The 20,112-nt window shown below is 33.9% G+C and carries 21 protein-coding genes and 1 other annotated feature; of the genes, 17 read left to right on the forward strand and 4 right to left on the reverse strand.

Annotated features, from left to right (window positions below; translation table 11 throughout):
* Window positions 1-52: 52 nt before the first annotated feature.
* Window positions 53-379 carry an LPXTG cell wall anchor domain-containing protein gene (locus CEF14_RS04330; RefSeq protein WP_102691717.1) on the forward strand — a complete coding sequence of 109 codons (327 nt, stop codon included), beginning with the start codon at window positions 53-55 and terminating at the stop codon, window positions 377-379.
* Between the two features lie 323 nt (window positions 380-702).
* Here CEF14_RS04330 and proC read toward each other — a convergent pair whose 3' ends face one another.
* Entirely contained in the window at window positions 703-1,518 is an 816-nt protein-coding gene (gene proC / locus CEF14_RS04340) for a pyrroline-5-carboxylate reductase (RefSeq protein ID WP_102691718.1), read from the reverse strand.
* Window positions 1,519-1,731: 213 nt separating this feature from the next.
* Window positions 1,732-1,944, reverse strand: a binding site (T-box leader).
* 116 nt (window positions 1,945-2,060) lie between these two features.
* Between proC and CEF14_RS04345 the strand changes: the two genes are divergently transcribed.
* From CEF14_RS04345 to CEF14_RS04380, 8 genes are all read left to right on the forward strand, one after another.
* On the forward strand, window positions 2,061-3,005 hold the full coding sequence (locus CEF14_RS04345; protein WP_102691719.1) for an MBL fold metallo-hydrolase: 945 nt from the start codon (window positions 2,061-2,063) through the stop codon (window positions 3,003-3,005).
* Complete coding sequence (locus CEF14_RS04350) at window positions 2,992-3,744, forward strand: SDR family NAD(P)-dependent oxidoreductase (RefSeq protein WP_102691720.1); 753 nt, start codon at window positions 2,992-2,994, stop codon at window positions 3,742-3,744. The genes CEF14_RS04345 and CEF14_RS04350 overlap by 14 nt, the downstream gene beginning before the upstream one ends.
* Window positions 3,745-4,431: 687 nt before the next feature.
* A complete protein-coding gene (locus tag CEF14_RS04355; protein ID WP_102691721.1) occupies window positions 4,432-5,643 on the forward strand; it encodes an argininosuccinate synthase in 1,212 nt (403 codons plus the stop codon).
* Window positions 5,640-7,025 (forward strand): argininosuccinate lyase, encoded by a 1,386-nt coding sequence (argH, locus tag CEF14_RS04360; protein WP_102691722.1) that lies wholly within the window; start codon window positions 5,640-5,642, stop codon window positions 7,023-7,025. Before CEF14_RS04355 ends, argH begins: the two co-directional genes overlap by 4 nt.
* 362 nt (window positions 7,026-7,387) lie before the next feature.
* Window positions 7,388-8,803 carry an aspartate ammonia-lyase gene (gene aspA / locus CEF14_RS04365; RefSeq protein WP_407690472.1) on the forward strand — a complete coding sequence of 472 codons (1,416 nt, stop codon included), beginning with the start codon at window positions 7,388-7,390 and terminating at the stop codon, window positions 8,801-8,803.
* 478 nt (window positions 8,804-9,281) lie between these two features.
* Window positions 9,282-9,992: a cytochrome c biogenesis CcdA family protein gene (locus tag CEF14_RS04370; protein ID WP_102694288.1), complete on the forward strand. Its 711-nt coding sequence runs from the start codon at window positions 9,282-9,284 to the stop codon at window positions 9,990-9,992.
* Window positions 9,993-10,021: 29 nt separating this feature from the next.
* Window positions 10,022-10,381 (forward strand): response regulator, encoded by a 360-nt coding sequence (locus CEF14_RS04375; protein WP_102691724.1) that lies wholly within the window; start codon window positions 10,022-10,024, stop codon window positions 10,379-10,381.
* Between the two features lie 24 nt (window positions 10,382-10,405).
* Window positions 10,406-10,903: a CcdC family protein gene (locus CEF14_RS04380; protein ID WP_102691725.1), complete on the forward strand. Its 498-nt coding sequence runs from the start codon at window positions 10,406-10,408 to the stop codon at window positions 10,901-10,903.
* A gap of 102 nt (window positions 10,904-11,005) precedes the next feature.
* Here CEF14_RS04380 and CEF14_RS04385 read toward each other — a convergent pair whose 3' ends face one another.
* A complete protein-coding gene (locus CEF14_RS04385) occupies window positions 11,006-11,434 on the reverse strand; it encodes a DUF2621 domain-containing protein (protein WP_102691726.1) in 429 nt (142 codons plus the stop codon).
* 105 nt (window positions 11,435-11,539) lie between these two features.
* On the opposite strand from CEF14_RS04385, the gene CEF14_RS04390 reads away from it, so the two are divergent.
* The 4 genes from CEF14_RS04390 (at window position 11,540) to CEF14_RS04405 (ending at window position 12,877) form a co-directional block, all read left to right on the forward strand.
* Window positions 11,540-11,758, forward strand: coding sequence for a DUF1659 domain-containing protein (locus CEF14_RS04390; protein WP_170061439.1), 219 nt, complete (start codon window positions 11,540-11,542; stop codon window positions 11,756-11,758).
* A gap of 21 nt (window positions 11,759-11,779) precedes the next feature.
* Window positions 11,780-11,995, forward strand: coding sequence for a DUF2922 domain-containing protein (locus CEF14_RS04395; protein ID WP_102691728.1), 216 nt, complete (start codon window positions 11,780-11,782; stop codon window positions 11,993-11,995).
* Between the two features lie 66 nt (window positions 11,996-12,061).
* Entirely contained in the window at window positions 12,062-12,184 is a 123-nt protein-coding gene (locus CEF14_RS04400; RefSeq protein WP_102691729.1) for a YvrJ family protein, read from the forward strand.
* Window positions 12,185-12,277: 93 nt separating this feature from the next.
* Window positions 12,278-12,877, forward strand: coding sequence for an SCO family protein (locus CEF14_RS04405; protein ID WP_102691730.1), 600 nt, complete (start codon window positions 12,278-12,280; stop codon window positions 12,875-12,877).
* Between the two features lie 65 nt (window positions 12,878-12,942).
* Here the strand turns inward: CEF14_RS04405 and mscL are convergent, their stop codons facing one another.
* Entirely contained in the window at window positions 12,943-13,311 is a 369-nt protein-coding gene (mscL, locus tag CEF14_RS04410; protein WP_102691731.1) for a large conductance mechanosensitive channel protein MscL, read from the reverse strand.
* Window positions 13,312-13,506: 195 nt separating this feature from the next.
* Between mscL and CEF14_RS04415 the strand changes: the two genes are divergently transcribed.
* Window positions 13,507-14,946: an MDR family MFS transporter gene (locus tag CEF14_RS04415; RefSeq protein ID WP_102691732.1), complete on the forward strand. Its 1,440-nt coding sequence runs from the start codon at window positions 13,507-13,509 to the stop codon at window positions 14,944-14,946.
* A gap of 100 nt (window positions 14,947-15,046) precedes the next feature.
* On the opposite strand, the gene CEF14_RS04420 is transcribed toward CEF14_RS04415, so the two are convergent.
* Window positions 15,047-15,595, reverse strand: coding sequence for a cysteine hydrolase family protein (locus CEF14_RS04420; RefSeq protein WP_102691733.1), 549 nt, complete (start codon window positions 15,593-15,595; stop codon window positions 15,047-15,049).
* Between the two features lie 769 nt (window positions 15,596-16,364).
* On the opposite strand from CEF14_RS04420, the gene CEF14_RS04425 reads away from it, so the two are divergent.
* From CEF14_RS04425 to ilvE, 3 genes are all read left to right on the forward strand, one after another.
* Window positions 16,365-17,540 (forward strand): alanine racemase, encoded by a 1,176-nt coding sequence (locus CEF14_RS04425; protein WP_102691734.1) that lies wholly within the window; start codon window positions 16,365-16,367, stop codon window positions 17,538-17,540.
* Entirely contained in the window at window positions 17,528-18,847 is a 1,320-nt protein-coding gene (locus CEF14_RS04430) for a D-arabinono-1,4-lactone oxidase (protein ID WP_102691735.1), read from the forward strand. Before CEF14_RS04425 ends, CEF14_RS04430 begins: the two co-directional genes overlap by 13 nt.
* A gap of 358 nt (window positions 18,848-19,205) precedes the next feature.
* Entirely contained in the window at window positions 19,206-20,105 is a 900-nt protein-coding gene (gene ilvE, locus CEF14_RS04435; RefSeq protein ID WP_102691736.1) for a branched-chain-amino-acid transaminase, read from the forward strand.
* Window positions 20,106-20,112 lie beyond the last annotated feature (7 nt).

Below are 20,112 nucleotides of genomic sequence, written 5' to 3' on the forward strand. Positions count from 1 at the left end.
AAAAAATGTTTCTACGATAAATTATATAAATATATTAATTGAGAGGTAAAGAATGATGAAAAAATATATATTGGGGATTTTTCTAAGTGTTTTTGCTATGAGTATCGTTTTATCGCAAGGATATGCTGTACAAGCAGCAACATCTGATCATCAAGAAAAAACGACAATTGCGTCTAATGCTTCTGCTAATTCAACTATTTCTAATGAAAAAGCTACATCTTCTCAAAAAGCAGAATTTGTACAAAATACACTACCTCAAACAGGTGTAGAAGCAAATCATTCAGGATTATATTTCTCAATTGCAGGTGTTTTCTTACTTTTAGCATTTTTCACAAGTCGCTCAAAACGTTATAATGATTCAGATAAACCAAAAAAGTAAATTAGTGATGATTTAATAAGACTGTAGACAAACTAGGTTTGGTCTACAGCCTTTTTCTTTTTATTTAAAGCTCTAGATTTATGACATTGGTCAATTCTCTGTTTGGTCAATAGAATTAGAACTTAATCTAGTACCTGCTAATTTTATTGGAAGTAAGTTTAAATCCATTCATTGCTATTAAACTAAAGGGTGCGTTAGTACACACAGCTTTTTCGTTTCAAACACTGAAAGGCTAAATAGTAAGTAATCTGTTTACATTTAAAAAGATAAAATAACAAAAGGTATCGGGAAGTTGATAAACCTCTCGACACCTTTTTGTTTTTTTACTTTTTCTTTACGGAAGCAAGTTCTCTCGATTTGGCTTCTGCATTTTGAATACAAGCGTAGATCGCATCTTTAAAATGATTTTCTTCTAATGCTTTAATACCAGCTTCTGTTGTTCCACCAGGACTAGTAACTTTTCGGCGTAACTCAGTAGGCTCTTCACTGGATTGTTTTAACATTTCTGCTGCACCAGCAATGGTTTGAATAGCTAATTTACGAACAACATTTTGACTTAATCCAAATTTCATACCTGCCTGTTCGAATGCTTCAACTAAATAGTAAAGGTAAGCTGGACCACTACCTGACAGGGCAGTTACTGCGTGTAATTCATCCTCTTGAACTTCGATTACTAAGCCAATTGCCTCTAACATATGCATAAATTCATCTTTTAGTGTAGTTGAAGCAGAACTGTTAAATGCAACCCCACTTGCTGACATACCAATGGTTGCAGAAGTATTTGGCATGACTCTTGCTATTGGTCTTTTCCCTAAAGTTTGTTCAATTGTGTCCATGGAAACGCCTGCTACTACGGATAAAATGGCTGTATTTGTTTGAAGATATGGAACTAAATCTTCCATAGCTTTTTGAATGTCTTTTGGTTTCATTGCTAAGATTAAGCAATCAGCTTTTTTCACAATTTCGCGACTTTCATAAACAATTTGTACGCCATAGGCATCAGCCAATCGTTGCAACTTTTGTTGATCAGATTTATTCATAACGTATATGTTTTCGGGAAGGACAACACCTTCTTTGACCCAGCCATGAATTAATGCCTCTGCCATTGAACCAGCACCTGCAAATACAATTGTTTTCATTTCGTCGCCTCCTAAATATTTTTATTGGTTTTGTTTAACAATCAAGTTGATCTGTTCATCAGTCGCAAACTGGTTTGACGCTCGGTGAGCCTTCTCGTTCGAAATACCTTTAGTTTCAGGTACTCGCACCTTTTGCTGTTTATGATGAATCAAAATCCGGACAGTATTATTGAACAAAGCCTGTAAATAAAAAAAGCATCTTCATCCTTACGATTTAAGGACGAAAATGCTTGATTCCGCGGTACCACCTTGTTTTGCTACTAGCTGTAGCACAACTCAATTTCTCTTTATCGCAGAGATGCGACTGTGTTTTCACAGTAGCTCAGAAGTAGGTTCCAAAAGAACATTGGTATGTGACTTGCAGCCTATGATCACACTCTCTTAAAACTTGTTTTCCTTTGTACTATTCTTCGTCTTTGCTTAACATATATAAATGTGAGTATAGGGAATGAAAGAAGATTTGTCAATGTAAAAAGATGACGTTTTTCAAAAAAAATTGTACAATGAATTGAATAAGTATTCATTTTAAAAGGGGCCAAACTATGATTCATAAAATTGTTACACCTGTTCCTTTCCCAGAAGGTACAGTTAATTCATATATTATAAAAGATGATGCATTATCCATTATTGACGTTGGTACAAAAACGCCTATAGCTTTGGAAGCATTAAAAGAAGGTGTCAAAAATGCTGGATATCGAATGGGTGATATCGAACAAGTTATTTTAACTCACCATCATCCAGATCATGTAGGTTGGATTGATGCTTTTCCAAATGCCGAAGTGCTTGGACATGTTTATGTAGATGCATGGCTCCGAAGAGATCCTGTATTTATCAATTCACATTATGATTTTTATATGGATCGTATGAAAGAGGAGGGTGTACCAGAAAAGTACTTCTCGTGGGTAAAGAAAATGACACGATCTGTAGAAATGCTGGGAGAACGTACATTGACAGGAATCATTCATGATGGTCAAGAAATCCCAGGCCATAAAGGACTAGTTGCAATTGAGACACTTGGCCATGCACAAAGTCATCTGGCTTTTTGGCATGAAGAAAAAAAGGCGATGATTGGCGGTGACCTGTTAATTGCTAAAATCTCTTCCAACCCTCTAATTGAACCACCTTTAAATCCAAAAGCAAAAAGAGCAAAATCCTTATTACAGTACAATGCATCTATAAAAAAGCTGCTAACATTACCAATTGAAATTCTTTATAGTGGACATGGTGAAGAGATAACAAATGTTCATGAATTAGTGAATGCAAGACTAGAGAAACAGCATCTTCGTGCAATGAGAGTTCTCGAAATGTTAGAAGAACGACCTAAAACAATTTTTGAACTAAATGTAGAGATTTTCCCTGCACATTATGAAAGAGAACTTGGTTTAACTTTGTCTCAAACAATTGGTCAAACTGACTATTTGTTAGATAACGGCTTTATTACAGAAGAAAAAGATGAGAACGGTGTATATTGGTATGCAAAAAAGTAAAACAATCTTAGTAACAGGAGCCACTTCAGGAGTTGGTTATTTAATTGCTACAAAACTCTCTGAAAAAGGTCATCGTGTTATTGCCACCGGCAGAAACACCCAATCATTAAATGAATTAGCTAAATTGAACATAAGTGTAGTACAAAGTGACTTATCGACTCAATCAGGAGCAAAGAATTTAGTTGACCAGTTACCACCGTTGGATATCGCTATTTTTTCTGCTGGAATTGGTACATTTGAATATGCAACTGATCTAGAGGAAGAAAATTTAATGGAAATGTTACATGTGAATATTCAAGCTCCTATGCTTCTTACAAAATATATTGCATCACAGATGAAGCAACAACAACAAGGTCAACTTATTTTCATCGGATCACAAGCGGGGAAGGTTGCAACGCCAAAAGCTTCCGTATATGCTGCAACAAAATATGCCATAATTGGCTATACAAATGCATTGCGTATGGAACTTGCTCCTTATAACATACATGTCACCTGTATTCACCCAGGACCTATAGATACGCCTTTTATCGATCATGCAGATCAAACAGCCTCTTACCGAAAAGCAATGAAGCATGTATTGTTAAATCCTGAAAAAGTAGCAAATGCCACAATACAAACGATTGGGAAGAAAACAAGAGAAGTAAATTTACCGTGGTATATGGGCATATCAAGTAAACTATATGCAATAGCACCTAACATAGTAGAGAAATTAGGGAGGAACTTCTTCAATAAAAAATGAAAATTGAATGGTTTATACATTCTCTAAATATTTCATCGAAAATGTTTTAAGAAATCAAATGTGAATAGACCGATATAAGCATTTACTGAATAAATAATATTCTTATGTCATAAAAATAGCGACTCTAATAAATAATTTGAGTCGCTATTTTTCTGTTTAATTTATGATTTTTAATCGAAAAAAGTTATTTTAACACTGCATTTAATGAATTTAGTACTTCAAAGATTTGATTTAAAACACAAATATGAAAATTGTTATACGCTATTAGAACATTGTCTAAGAAGCAGAAGATGGCGAGTCCTCGAAAATGCATTCGCATTTTCTTCGTGCGGTGCGTATTCAAGGAAGCTAATTCAATGTCCTGCGGGAAAGCGAGACAGGGGAGAGCCCGCAGTGGAGCACGGTACGGGGTTCCGAGGAGGCTCAGCACTCGCCCGCGGAAAGCGCCATCTGGAGCGGTATACTAAGAAGTAAAAACTTAAATGAAATACTATTTAAATTATGGAATTGTTAATAGAGAAAGCATTTATGAAATTGACTCCACAATATAATTTTATTTTTATTGATAACTTTTTAGAAAAATGCAAGAAAATACACTTGTATTCATTTTTATAACATGTTAAGATGAATGCATAAATATTAATGAATTACGTATAAACATACATCGAAGGCATGGAGGAATTCAAAATGGCAAAAAAACTTGTATTAGCTTATTCAGGCGGTTTAGATACATCAGTAGCCATCCAATGGTTAAAAGATAAAGGATACGACGTTGTAGCTTGTTGCTTAGACGTTGGTGAAGGTAAAGACTTAGAATTTGTACAAAAGAAAGCACTAGAAGTTGGTGCTGTAGAATCTTACATTGTAGATGCGAAAGATGAGTTTGCTGAAGAATATGCATTAATCTCATTACAAGGTCACACTTGGTATGAACAAAAATATCCATTAGTTTCTGCTTTATCTCGTCCTTTAATTTCTAAAAAATTAGTAGAAATTGCAGAAAAAACTGGTGCTGTTGCAGTAGCACATGGATGTACTGGTAAGGGGAATGACCAAGTTCGTTTTGAAGTTTCAATCAAAGCGTTAAACCCAGATTTAGAAGTTTTAGCACCAGTTCGTGAGTGGGCTTGGAGCCGTGAAGAAGAAATTGAATATGCTAAAACAAAAAATATTCCAATTCCCATCAATTTAGATAGCCCATTCTCAATTGACCAAAACTTATGGGGTCGTGCAAACGAATGCGGTATTTTAGAAGATCCATGGGCAGCACCTCCAGCAGATGCTTATGATTTAACTGTTGCTATTGAAGATGCACCTGATACACCTGATGTTATCGAAATCGAATTCGAACAAGGTGTTCCAGTAGCACTTGATGGTGTTCAATATAAATTAGCCGATTTAATCTTAAAATTAAATGAATTAGCTGGTAAACATGGTGTTGGCCGTATCGACCATGTAGAAAACCGATTAGTTGGTATTAAATCACGTGAAGTATACGAAATTCCAGGTGCACATACTTTACTTCTTGCTCACAAAGAATTAGAAGATATTACGCTTGTAAAAGAATTAGCTCACTTCAAACCAGTGATTGAGAAAAAATTAACCGAAATCATCTATGACGGTCTATGGTTCTCACCATTACGTGTTGCAATTGAAGCATTCTTAAAAGAAACTCAAAAATATGTAAATGGTACAGTTCGAGTAAAATTATTTAAAGGTCATGCAATTGTTGAAGGACGTAAATCTCCTAACTCTTTATATAACGAAAAATTAGCTACTTATACAAAAGACGATGAATTTAACCATGCATCTGCTGTAGGTTTTATCGAATTATTTGGTTTACCAACAAAAGTAAATGCAATGGTTAACAACAAAGGAGCAAAGAAGGTGCAAGCATGAGTGGTAAACTTTGGGGAGGTCGATTCCAAAAATCTGCAGAACAATGGGTAGATGAATTTGGAGCATCCATCGGGTTTGACCAACAGCTTGTCACAGAGGATTTAGAAGGTAGCATCGCACATGTTACGATGCTTGGAGAAACTGGTATCCTTGATAAAGAAGAAGTCAGCACGATCAAAGGTGGCCTTGAACAATTAAAAGTAAAAGCTCAAAATAACGAGCTAACCTTTTTAGTAGAAAATGAAGACATCCATTTGAATTTGGAAAAAATGTTAATCGATTTAGTTGGACCTGTTGGAGGTAAACTCCATACGGGTCGAAGTCGAAACGACCAAGTTGCTACGGATATGCACTTATTCTTGAAAAAAAGAGTAAAGGAAGTTATTGAACTCATTGCAAAATTCCAAGAAACAATTGTCGATCAAGCAGAGGCAAACATTGACACTTTAGCTCCTGGATATACGCACTTACAAAGAGCTCAACCAATTTCTTTCGCTCATCACTTGATGACTTATTTTTGGATGTTAGAACGAGATAAAGAACGTTTTAACGAGTCGCTTAAACGTATAGATATCTCTCCACTTGGAGCAGGGGCTCTAGCTGGCACAACATTCCCAATTGATCGTGAATTGAGTGCAAAACTAATGGGCTTTTCATCTGTCTATCAAAACAGTATGGATGCTGTAAGTGACCGTGACTTTATCGTAGAGTTCTTAAGTAATAGCTCATTATTAATGGCTCATTTATCTAGATTTGCTGAAGAAATTATTCTTTGGTCAAGTGAAGAATTTAAGTTCATTGAATTAGATGATGCCTTCTCAACAGGTTCTAGTATTATGCCACAGAAAAAGAATCCTGATATGGCAGAACTTATTCGCGGGAAAGCTGGCCGTGTTTACGGTAATTTAATGGGATTATTGACAGTCTTAAAAGGAATCCCACTTGCTTATAACAAGGATATGCAAGAAGACAAAGAAGGTATGTTCGATACACTTCATACCATTGTCGGTGCTCTTAAAATCTTTGAAGGCATGATTCGTACCATGACTGTTTCAAAAGATACATTAAACAAAGCGGTACATCAAGATTTTTCAAATGCTACTGAACTTGCGGATTACTTAGCAACTAAAGGTATGCCTTTCCGTGAGGCACATGCAGTAACGGGTAAATTAGTATTTCTTTGTATTCAACGTGGAATTTACTTATTAGACCTTCCTCTCGAAGACTTGCAAGAGGCAAGTAATCTAATCGAAGCGGATGTGTATGACGTATTAGCACCGGAGGCAGCTGTTAAACGTCGTCATTCCCTAGGTGGAACAGGCTTTGACCAAGTAAAAATTCAAATTGAAAAAGCAAAAGAAAAACTATTAGTTACTAAATAAACGTATTTCAACTTATGCAAATATGCAAAGCCAATTGCAATACTAAAATTTCATCACAACTTAAATTGGAAGGCCGTCCACAGAGGGGGACCAATTCCATAGAAAAGCATACATAGTGTGCTAAAGAAAAACCAGTTTCCAGAGGGGAGCTGGTTTTTTAGTGATCTTCTTTTAAATGGAGATGAAAAGAGGTAAGTTTAGAATATATATTTCTAGATAATAAGGAATCATCGAAAGAATGGATTTATTCACTATTTTCTTAATTATTATTTTCTCCAAATTTTATGTTACTCTATTAGTGTAAGAATCAGTGTAACCGCTTACTTAATTACATCGTAGAACTGGAGAATATGAATATGGTAATGACAGAATTTCGAATTGAAAAAGACTTTTTAGGAGAAAAAGAAATTCCGAAAGACGCTTATTATGGCGTTCAAACAATGAGAGCAATCGAAAACTTTCCAATTACAGGATATCGAATTCATCCTGAACTCATAAAATCTTTAGGTATTGTAAAAAAAGCAGCAGCACTAGCAAATATGGAAATTGGCATGTTACAGAAAGAAATAGGGCAATACATTATTCAAGCATGTAATGAAGTAATATCAGGAAAATGGAATGACCAATTTATTGTAGATCCTATTCAAGGTGGCGCAGGCACATCTATCAATATGAATACAAACGAAGTAATTGCCAATCGTGCGCTTGAATTAATGGGAGAAGAAAAAGGGAATTATAAACTCATTAGCCCTAATAGTCATATTAATATGTCTCAATCTACTAATGATGCTTTTCCAACTGCTACACATATCGCAGTTCTAAGTTTATTGAATCAATTACTTGAAGCTTCTAAAACAATGCAAAATGCATTTGTTTCGAAAGCAAAAGAATTCGCGGGTATTATTAAAATGGGTCGTACACATCTTCAAGATGCTGTTCCAATCTTACTAGGGCAAGAATTCGAAGCGTATAGTCGTGTGGTTTCTCGTGACATTGACAGAATATCACTTTCAAGACAACACTTATATGAAGTAAATATGGGGGCAACTGCCGTAGGCACAGGATTGAATGCTGATCCCGTTTATATTGATACAGTCGTTCGAAATCTTAGTGAATTAAGTGGCTTACCATTAAAAGGTGCTGAACACTTAGTTGATGCTACTCAAAATACGGATTGTTATACTGAAGTATCTGCGAATCTAAAAGTTTGCATGATTAATATGTCAAAAATCGCAAATGACTTACGTTTAATGGCTTCTGGACCACGTGATGGTTTATTTGAAATTATTTTACCAGCTCGTCAACCTGGTTCATCAATTATGCCTGGTAAAGTAAATCCTGTAATGGCTGAAGTAGTGAATCAAGTGGCTTTCCAAGTTATTGGTAATGATTTAACTATTTCATCAGCTTCTGAAGCAGGTCAATTTGAATTAAATGTTATGGAACCTGTATTATTCTTTAACTTAATTCAATCGATTTCTACCATGAGTAATGTATTTAAAGTATTTACAGAAAAATGTATCGTAGGCATTAAAGCAAATGACGAACATCTAAAAGAATATGTTGAAAAGAGTGTGGGTATTATAACTGCAGTAAACCCGCATATTGGCTACGAATTAGCTGCTCAAATTGCTAAGGAAGCGATAGCTACAGGTGCTTCTGTACGTGAACTTTGTATTAAATCTGGAGCTTTAACAGCAGAACAATTAGATAAAATTTTAGATCCTTATGCAATGACACAACCAGGTATTGCTGGCGGTAGATCTCTCGATAAGTAAGTAACTTCATAGTTATGAATCTAACAATAGTGAACGGATTTATTTCGTTCACTATTTTTGTATATTCTAAAACGACATCCATAAGTATTTTTTTTGCAACAGATTTACTATTTGGAGGTTATGAGTTTTGGATAAATTTAAAAAAGTGAAGTCATGACATCAAACTTCTATTATGCACAAGCCACACTTTCAGAAATAAGTGATAAAACGCAAGTATTCCATTTTTTCTAATTTTCTATTTGTTACATTTGGTGCAATAAGATAGATCCATTACAAAATGGATTAGTAAATGAGTCTTTTAGTTTTAAAGAAAAACAGCATCTTATGCAATAGATATCTTTCGCAATTATTTGAATTAGGCATTATACTAAGTAATACCTAGATAAAAGTTCAAGAAAATGTCACAGTAAAAAGATGAGAATTTCTACGTAAAGTTTGGTACGATGGATACAGAAATTATAAGGAGCGACATATGCATATGAATACAGATATCAATATATTCTTTGCTTTTGGTGCAGGCTTTTTGAGCTTCATCTCACCGTGTACGTTACCTCTTTATCCAGCCTTCCTTTCATACATAACTGGCGTATCCTTTAATCAGTTAAAGAACGAAAAAGGAATGTTGCAGAAAAGAGCCATTTTACATACTTTATTCTTCTTATTGGGTTTTTCTGTGATTTTTATTGTATTGGGCTTTAGTACTTCCTTTGTGAAAGGTTTCTTTATTCAATATGATGAGTTAATACGCCAAATTGGTGGTATTTTAATTGTTGTATTTGGTCTCGTTATTACAGGAATCTTTACACCTGATTTTTTGATGAAAGATCGTAAACTTGAATTCAAGAATAGACCATCAGGTTTCATAGGTTCAATGCTAATTGGCCTTGTTTTTGCAGCAGGTTGGACACCTTGTACAGGTCCTATTCTAGCATCGATCATATTATTAGGATCAACAAATCCTGATTCAGCAATTTGGTATATGTTCGCCTATGTATTGGGATTTTCAATTCCATTTTTTGCCCTTTCATTCTTCATTTCCCGTATGAATTGGATTAGAAGAAATAGCCAAAAAATCGTTAAAATTGGTGGATATATAATGATTGTTGTCGGCGTTATTTTGTTCTTTGATGGAATGACTGTTCTAAATCGTTGGGTTACACCAATTTTTGGTGGATTCCAAGGCTTTTAAATTGAGTAAATTGTTACGAGGTGAAATGGTTGTCAACTGTTCTAGTAGTAGATGATACAATATTCATGCGTCATACCATTACAGCAATTCTTGAAGAGGCGGGATTTAAAGTAATTGGTGAGGCGGAAAATGGAAAACAAGCAATCGAACAATATCAAAAACTGCATCCTGATGTTGTGACAATGGATGTTACAATGCCAGTGATGTCAGGATTAGAGGCTACAAAAGAGATCATAAAAAAAGACCCTAATGCCAAAATTTGTATAGTTACAGCATTAGGACAACAAAGACTCATTTTAGAAGCGCTAAAAAATGGGGCAAAAGATTTTATAACGAAACCTTTTGAGAGGGAACATTTAGAGACGACGATTCGTCAATTGATAGAATAATTTTTTAGAAAATAGGTGAGTGTAATGTTGAGTTCTATTCCTTCTCAATTTATGGTAATAGGTTCTACTGTAGCTGTAGTTTTTATGGGGATTATGATGATGATTGTACGTGCTAAATCATCTAAAAAACCAGCTAGTGTAAAAAAAATAATTATTCCTCCAATTGCTATGTCCACGGGTGCATTCATGTTTTGTTTTGACTATTTCCGAGTACCTTGGACTCAAGTATTAGAAGCAGTTATAGCAGGTTTAATTTTCTCAACAGTGTTAATTGCAACTTCTAAATTTCAAATTGTAGATAATGATGTTTACTTGAAACCATCTAAAGCCTTCTTCTTTATCTTGATAGGCTTATTAGCAATTCGTACTGTTGCAAAGGTTTATTTGAGTGGTTCCTTCCATTTAGGGGAACTTGGTGGTATGTTCTTCCTATTAGCTTTTTCAATGATTGTACCATGGCGTATAGCCATGTTAATCCAATACAAAAAGCTAGAAAAACAACTACATTTGCAACATAACTAATACGAAATAAAAACGGTTCTTTTCCAATAGGGAGAAGAACCGTTTTTGTGTGCTTACTTCCAACGTCAAACCTAAAAACTGATCGTGAAATCTTGCTTTTTACTAATCTAATAAATGTTCATAAGGCGAAATATCAATTTTCATTTGAGTTAACTTTTTACGTAAAAATTTATGATCCCGTTTTGGTGTGGCTTGTATGTATCCTCGAATGATTAAGTCAAAATCAATTTTAATAGCCTTTTCTTCTATAGCAAGTTGTCCAATTTTACCAGCAATTTTTTGCTTCGCTACATCTCGAAATAGGTCTGGTACTGGACTCACTAACTCATTTAATAGATCCTTTTCATCTTGATGCCATAAATGCAAAGTCTTATTGACATAATAATCTTGCCAATCCAATGTGGATTTTCCGTCCTCTTTTGGCATAGATTTTAAAAATTTCCGAAACATAAAAAAACCGCCAATTGCCATAGACCCTACTAATAGTACAACCCAAAATAATATAAACCACAAAAACCAGCCATTTAACACACTATTCACCTCACAATCATTATAAAATGATTATGGAAAAATTGCATCCCTTGTCCTTAAATGAGATTTAGAGTCTATTTAGGAATTGAAAGGAAGGTGATCAAAATGGCAACCAAAACATTTGAAAATGCTACACTTCGTCTAAAGTTTTCATTAGGAGTTAATGAAAAAGGTCAAATGATTGAAAAAACAAAAATATTTCGCAACGTATCAGAACAGGCAACTATAGAAAATTTGGTCAATGTAGGAACAGCACTTGCTAGTCTTTTCCAATATCAATTTATTGGAAGCGGGTTAACAACACAAGACTCAATAAGAAATTAATAAGTAAAGGAGAGATTGTTAATGTCAAAAGTTTTACAATTACAATTTAAAACACCAGATGGTACACCGTGCTCTTTAACTGTTGATACACCTAAGGAGGATCTAACGTCAGAAGTTATCTACCAAGTGATGAATACGGTATTAGACAGCAAGGTATTTGCAATGCAAGGTGTAGAACTTTCTGAAATAGTTGGTGCACGTTTCGTTGAGCGTACTATCACCGAATTACAAGTATAAGGAGATCAAAACGGTCTCATCTATCAATTGATAGATGAGATTGTTTTTTAGAGAGGAGGAACTAGTATGGCTGAATGGACAACTCTAATTCAAGAGATAGGATTTCCAATCTTTGTCTCCTTTTATTTAATGCATCGAGTTGAAACAAAGCTACAAGCCATCCATGATGCTTTATTAGACTTAAAATAAAACGTTTCACAAATTCGTCTTAAAGCATCCATTCTGTGTTCTTGTAATCTGTGTTACAATTCGATAAGATGAAAGCAGAGTAGGAGTGATAATGTGAGAAAAAGAGTTATGATATCGGCCTTATTAATGATTTTCGCTGTATTATTATCTGCTTGTGGTGGGGAGAAATTCAAAGCTGAAACGGATTGGCAAGTACATGATTTTAATTACACGAACCAAACTGGTGACAAGGTTTCACTAGATAGTTTGAAAGGTAAACCATGGCTTGCAATGTTTATTTTTACTAATTGTACAAGTATTTGTCCTCCAATGACCATGAATATGACAGACATTCAAAAAAAGTTTAAGGAAAAAGGATTAAAAGATTATAAGATTGTTGGGTTTAGTGTAGATCCTACAAATGATACACCTGAAAAACTAAAAAAATACTTGTCTCAATATCCTGTTCCAGATGATTCAAAATGGGATTTGCTAACGGGCTATTCTCAAGATGAAATTGCTACATTAGCATTAAAGTCTTTTAAAACAATTGTCAAAGATGACCCGAATTCAAACCAAGTAATTCATGGTTCAAGTTTTTACTTAGTAAATCAAGATGGGGTAGTTGTGAAAAACTATAGTGGATATAAGGATGTTCCAACCGATACGATTGCAGTAGATATGGAAACCTTAATTGAAGACGGTAAGAAATAAACAAATGAGCAGCTAGTTCAAAACTTAGCTGCTCATTTTTATCCCACATTAACGGGCTGTATACTTTATTTTCTTTCTTGCAGTAAAGAACGAATATCTTTTAATAGATCCTCAGTGGATTCTTCAGGGACTTCTTCTTTTACTTCTTGTTGTTTTTTCTTAAAATTAAATTTTGAAATAATACGAATGAAGATGAAGATTGAAAAGGCAATGATTAAGAAATCAACAACATTTTGTATGAATTTACCGTACATGATTCCGTGAAATTCTAAAGATGTAAAGTTCACTTTGCCTATAAAAAGACTAAGAATTGGTGTAATAATATCTTGAACTAATGAAGAAACAATTTTACCAAAAGCAGCTCCGATAATAACCCCTACTGCTAAATCTGCTACATTTCCTTTTAAAGCGAATTTCTTAAAATCTTCCCACATATATTAAGTACCTCCTATAAAATAGGATGTTTTACTAAAAAGTAATATATTTCATAAAACATCTATTTCACATAGTATCAAAATTACCGCTTAAAAACTAGATTTAAAAAATCGAAACTAGGTAAACTTACTTTTTCATGTTATGATAAATAACTAGTGAGAAAGGGATTTTTTCTTAGAATTGAGGTATTATGTATGAATAAAGTTTTTGCCGCAATATTACTTGCGACAGCTTTAGCAGCAATAGAAGGGACAATTGTGTCAACTGCTATACCAAGTATAACGTCAGATCTATCAGGGGTTGAGTTGATTAGTTGGATCTATTCAGCGTACCTTTTAACTTCTGCTATTTCAGCGATTATCTTTGGGAAAATGGCAGATTTATTTGGACGAAAGAAAATGATTATTGCTGGAATTAGTCTTTTCTTAATAGGATCATTACTATGTGGACTGGCGCCATCAATGGAGCTTCTAATTATCTTTCGTGCCATTCAGGGGATCGGGGCAGGTTCAATTTTTCCCATTACCCTGACCATAGTAGGTGAGTTATTTGAAACAGAGAAAGAACGTGCTAAAGGACAAGGGTATATAAGTATGGTATGGGGTGTCTCTGGTGTAATTGGTCCTTTGATTGGCGGATTTATCGTAGACCAATTAACGTGGCATTTTATATTCCTACTAAATATTCCTTTTGGTTTAGGAGCTATCTTACTGGTTGCGAAATATTATCAAGAAGAACGGATTAAAGTAACTCGAAAGATAGATTATGCAGGAGCATTTCTTTTTTCAATTGGAATGGTTGCTTTGCTGTATTCACTAATAGCTGGTAGTAATACGCAACATTGGGCAACAATATCACAAGTTGTTTTTTATGTCATTGCAATTGTTTTTCTTGGGTTATTTCTATTCATTGAAAAGAGAGCAAGTGAACCGATCATTCCACTAACTTTATTTAAAAATAAAAAGTTAAATGTAGTGAATAGTTTATCTCTATTTTCGATGGCGATCGTTATTAGTATTTCAGCTTATTTACCAATTTACGCTCAATCTGTATTAGGGAAAAACGCAACAGAAGCAGGCTTAATGTTAACGCCACTTTCAGTCATGTGGACAGTAGGAGCAATTTTATCAGGACATTTAATAGGACGTTTTACCAACAAAATGATTATTCAAACAGGAACAGTATTGTTAGTGATTGCTACTACAATGCTAATGTTCTTATCTTCTTCAACTAGTTCACTATTTGTTTATTTTTCAACTGCAATTTTAGGAATGGGAATGGGCTTTATTGCACCAATGCTTATTTTAGCAGTCCAAGCATCTTCTTCTGAAGAACAATTAGGAACAGCCATTGGATTGAACTCCTTTATTAATACATTTAGTCAATCGATTGGAGCCGCAATTTTCGGTGTGCTTTTTAACACGGCTACAAGCGAGAAATTGGCGAATATAGGGGCAGAACATGTTAATTTAAATGGTTACTTTGATTATTCAATCTTCTCATCGTTACAAATTAATAAGATTATTGAAATTATTGCTGGAGGGATACGATCTGTTTATACAGGTTCCTTTATTTTTGCTGTTGTAACGGTAATTTTAGCATTATTTATAGCCAAAAAATCACAAACTAAATAAAGCTGCTCAAAATAAATTAGTCATTTTATAAAAAAATTGCTCTTTCTCATATTAGTAGAGAAGAGCAATTTTTTTCAATGACTTTTTTATCACCAGTTTTTTATAAAATCGTTGCACCTAGTGTATGTTTAAAATGTTCAAGAGCCCAATTATGGCCAGTTTGATTAAAGCTTGCTACTGAATCTTCGAAAACAAATAGGTTATAACCTTTATTATAAGCATCTATTGCCGTATGCAGTACGCAAATATCTGTACAAACCCCTGTTAAAAATACGTCATTAATTTTTCGTTCACGTAATAGTTGCTCTAAATTTGTTCCAGCAAATGAGCTATAACGCGTTTTATCCATCCAAACAACAGTTGGTAAATGTTTTATTTCTTGATACAATGTTTGAACGGCATTATACAGTTCTCTCCCTTTAGTATTTCGAATATTATGTGGTGGGAAAAGTTTTGTTTCTGGATGGAACGTGTCATTTTCTTCATGTAAATCACATGCAAAAATAACGAGCTCATTTTGGTCAATAAATTCATGAATATGATGTAAAATAGCTTTTTCAATTTGTTGTCCTGAAGCTCCACAAGTTAAAGCACCCTTTTCCGCGACAAAGTCTACCGTATAATCGATTACAATTAATGCTTTTTTCATTTCATCACCTCATGCTTGTCATTACATATATCATGACATAATTTATAGATAAAAGTCATATAAAAAAACAGATAATCTATTTCATTCTGAATATCCTTTTAAGCAGAGGCAATTTTATAACGTAAAGTCTGAAAAATGTCAAACAAAAGCGTGAATTTAAGAAATTAATTTAACTATATAAGATTAAAATCATAATCTACAATCAGCTTAATCCACGAAAGTTCCTAATCCACGAAAAAACATGATTCATCCACGAAAAATGGATTGTATCCACAAAAAGACAACTTAAGTCTTTAGTCAAACTTAATAATCACCCAAAAAAAACGCGTCAATTCTAAATTTACACAACAAATTTTAGAACGAATAAAACCAAACCAGTAGAAAGCAATATCTGCAGCATGATTATCCAAATTAATGTAGCGAAAATGGAATAGATTAAGTTAATTTATAAGACTAATTAAATTAATTATTTTGCAAATTCAAATAAATTAGTATATAATTACAAAAAAGTTGAAAGGAGTTGTAAGCTTATGGATCGTTCATTATCAAAAAAATTAAACAAACAGGCACTAATTTTCGTTGCGATACACTCAATTTTCTTTTTGAATCTCGCTTTTGATTTCTTGGAGATCCACTAAAGCTTCAAATGAATATGAATACACAGCTTATAAATGCTTCTTCTCCGACGAAATACATATTTCGCCATGGAAGAAGCATTTTTGTTATTTATAATGGATAAATTATATAGTTGACAAAAGGAGTGATACAATTGCAATTATTTGACCAGGCATTTAAACACATTGAACGACCCTTTGCGTGGATCGATTTAAATGCGTTTGATGCAAATATTCGTTTTATCAACCATCATATCAAAGATAAAAATGTTCGTATTGCAACAAAGTCTATTCGATCCATTCCATTACTAAAATATTTAAATGAAAAATTAGTGAATGTTTCAGGGTTTATGACTTTTACTGCAAGTGAAACGTGTTATTTATTGGAAAATGGTTTTGATCAGCTATTAATTGGTTATCCAGTTTTTGAAGAACAAAGCGTAATAGAGATATTACATTATATAAAAAAAGGTTATGATGTTTGTTTTATGGTGGATGATATTCGACAAGCAAAATGGTTAAACACTTTAGCAAAACGTTTAGATGTAGATGTGGGAATTTGTATAGATATTAATCTTTCGTTCGATTTACCATTGATCTATTTTGGTACTAAACGTTCAGCTATAAAAAGTTTACAAGATTTGATGGATTTTCTTGACTTACTTAAAAAACAAACACATTTACATATTGAAGGTGTGATGGGCTATGAAGCACAACTTGCGGGGATAGGGGATTTACCACTTCAAAAATGGAAGCGACCTGTGATTCAACAATTACAGAATGCATCAAAAAAGCATATAGCAAAACTACGAAAAGATGTAGTGAATTTTATATTATCTGAATATGGAGATTTAGAATTTGTGAATGGAGGAGGCTCAGGAAGCGTGGACTTTACAACACGGAGTACTGAGGTAACAGAAATCACAATTGGTTCGGCATTTTTTAATCCATCTTTGTTTGACCAATACAGTCAATTAGATTTACACCCTGCTGTAGGTTTTGCATTACGCGTCACCAGAAAGCCGGAAGCCGATGTTGTCGTGTGCCATGGCGGGGGCTATATTGCTTCAGGAGCCATTGGAAAAGATAAGCAACCTGTTCCTTATGAAGAACAGTCTCTTGATTTTCTCCGATTTGAAGGTGCTGGAGAAGTACAAACACCCTTAAAAATAAAGAATTTTCATACGATCAATTTAGGAGATACCATCTATTTTCGTCATGCAAAAGCTGGTGAATTGTGTGAACGATTTGAACATTTAGAAGCTGTAAGAAATGGTCAACATGTCGATTGTTTCAAAACATATAGGGGGGAAGGTAAATGTTTTCTGTAAAAGACTGGGTAGATACACGTAAATGGCAAAATTGGGCAGGGAATGTCAAAGGAACTCCAACCCAATCATTATTACCTCATGATACTAAACAACTTTCTACTTTAATTTGGAATATCCAAAAACAACATAAAACGATTCGGGTAACAGGTGCGGCACATTCATTTAGTCCTATTGCAAAACCAGATGATGTTGCGATCTCACTTCATAATATGCGTGGGTTAATTGATATTGATCGTGAAACAGGGAATGCTACATTTTGGGCAGGTACTTATTTGTATGAAATTGGACCGATTTTAGCACAATTTGGATTTGCACTATCAAATATGGGGGATATTCATGAACAAACGCTTGCTGGTGCAATAGCAACAGGGACACATGGTACAGGTGTAACATTAGGTTCCTTATCCAGCCAAGTTGTAATGTGGGGATTTGTGGACGGTTTAGGAAACTATCATGAACATACTAGAGGAGAAGATGACTTATCAAAAGCTTTACATGTTTCACTAGGGCTTTTAGGCATACTAGTAAAAGTGACGATTAAAACAGTTCCTCTGTATAGCTTAAGATGCCAATCTGCTCATTATCCCTTTGCAGAAGCTAAAAAAGCTTGGCACAGTATGATACGTGAGCATAGGCATGTTGAATGGTTTTACTTTCCAGGTACAGAACAAATTCAAGTGAAAATAATGGATCAAATTTCTGTTGTTGAACAGTCTAAAAAATCTAAAACAGTAGAAGATTTAAAAAACAATGTTATCGAAAATGGCCTTTTCTATGTTTTTTCTGAGGTATGTAAAAGACAACCAAAAGCAACTAAATGGGTAAGTAATTTAGCATCCAAAAGTGTACCTACTGGAGTAAAGAAGGGATTAAGCTATGAAATTTTCCCGAATTCTCGAAAAGTAAAATTTTTAGAGATAGAATATGCAATTCCTTTGGGAAATTTCCATGATTGTATGGACGAAATTCATTTTACTTTAAAATCACATCCGTTCAAAGTGCATTTTCCGATTGAGTGCAGAACTTCAAAGGGGGAAAATGGCTTTTTAAGCCCAACTCAAAATAGAGAAAGTGCATTTATAGCTTTTCATATGTATAAAGGAATGGATGAGAAGGATTATTTTAGATGGGTACAAACGTTAATGGAAAAATATAACGGTCGGCCACATTGGGGGAAAATGAATCAGTTAACAAAAGAACAAATTATTAAACTTTATCCTAAGTATCCAATATTTTTAAAATTACGCGAAAAATATGATCCTGAAAATATTTTTGTAACCGAGTATTTTAAACAAATAATTGAATGAATATTAAAAGGGTAAATGATCTTCTAAAAATAGAAATTAAGTGGATTATCCAAATTAACAAGAAAATAATTCACATGATGGTGTAAAAATACTGATACGATGTCAGGTTGAAATATTCTAAATAAAACCAATAAATTAATTTTTCAAAAAATTTAATTTTATTCATAAATGAGCTAAAAATTAATATAAAGGGAATGAAAACGTATTCAAATAAGATTTAATTTTTTAAATTGAGTGACAATTCTAAAAATACTGTTGACTTCATTGGAAATACGTACTATGATAGCAACAATTTAATAAATGTTTTCAGCAAAATGCTAAAACAGTTTATTGCATTTTACAGAAAGAAGTGAAGAGTATGGGGGAACAGTTAATTTTTCTTGATGGAAACTTAGTGAAAAAGGAAGACGCTAAAGTTTCTGTTTACGATCATGGTTTTTTATATGGTGATGGAGTATTTGAAGGCATTCGCTCATACAATGGCAACGTCTTTCGATTAGAAGAACATTTAAATCGATTATATGAATCTGCAAAATCAATTTTACTAACCATTCCATATACAAAAGAAGAAATGACTGAAATTGTTAAGGATACATTGAAAGCAAATCAATTACAAAGCGCATATATCCGACTGATCGTATCAAGAGGCGTTGGTAATTTAGGAATTGATCCTTCAACATGCAAAGGAGCAAGTGTCATTGTAATTGCTGAACCACTTGCACTATTCCCAGCTGAATTATATGAAACTGGTATTTCAATTGTTTCTGCATCTAGTAGACGTAATCGTTCAGATGTATTGAGTCCAAAAACCAAAACATTAAACTATTTAAATAATATTCTAGTGAAGCTCGAAGCGACACAAGCTGGTGTTTCTGAAGCATTAATGATGAATGATGAAGGTTACGTAGCAGAAGGCTCTGGCGATAATATTTTCATTGTTAAAGGAAAAAAATTAATGACACCTCCGGGTTACATTGGCGCATTAGAAGGGATCACACGTAATGCCATCTTAGATGTTGCTAAAGAACTTGGTTACGAAGCAAGTGAAGGTGTATTTACAAGACATGATGTATATGTTGCTGATGAAGTCTTTTTAACAGGAACTGCAGCAGAAGTCATCTCAGTCGTAAATGTTGATGGCCGAGTTATTGGCGATGGCAAACCTGGCAAAGTAACAAAAGATATTCTTGCAGGTTTCCGTGAAATCGTCGAAAAAGAAGGCGTCAAAGTATATGACGAAGAAGTTACAGTAAAATAAGGGGCGG

Origin of the sequence: Rummeliibacillus pycnus (genome assembly GCF_002884495.1) — a bacterium.
In the GTDB taxonomy this organism is placed as follows: Bacteria; Bacillota; Bacilli; order Bacillales_A; family Planococcaceae; genus Rummeliibacillus; species Rummeliibacillus pycnus.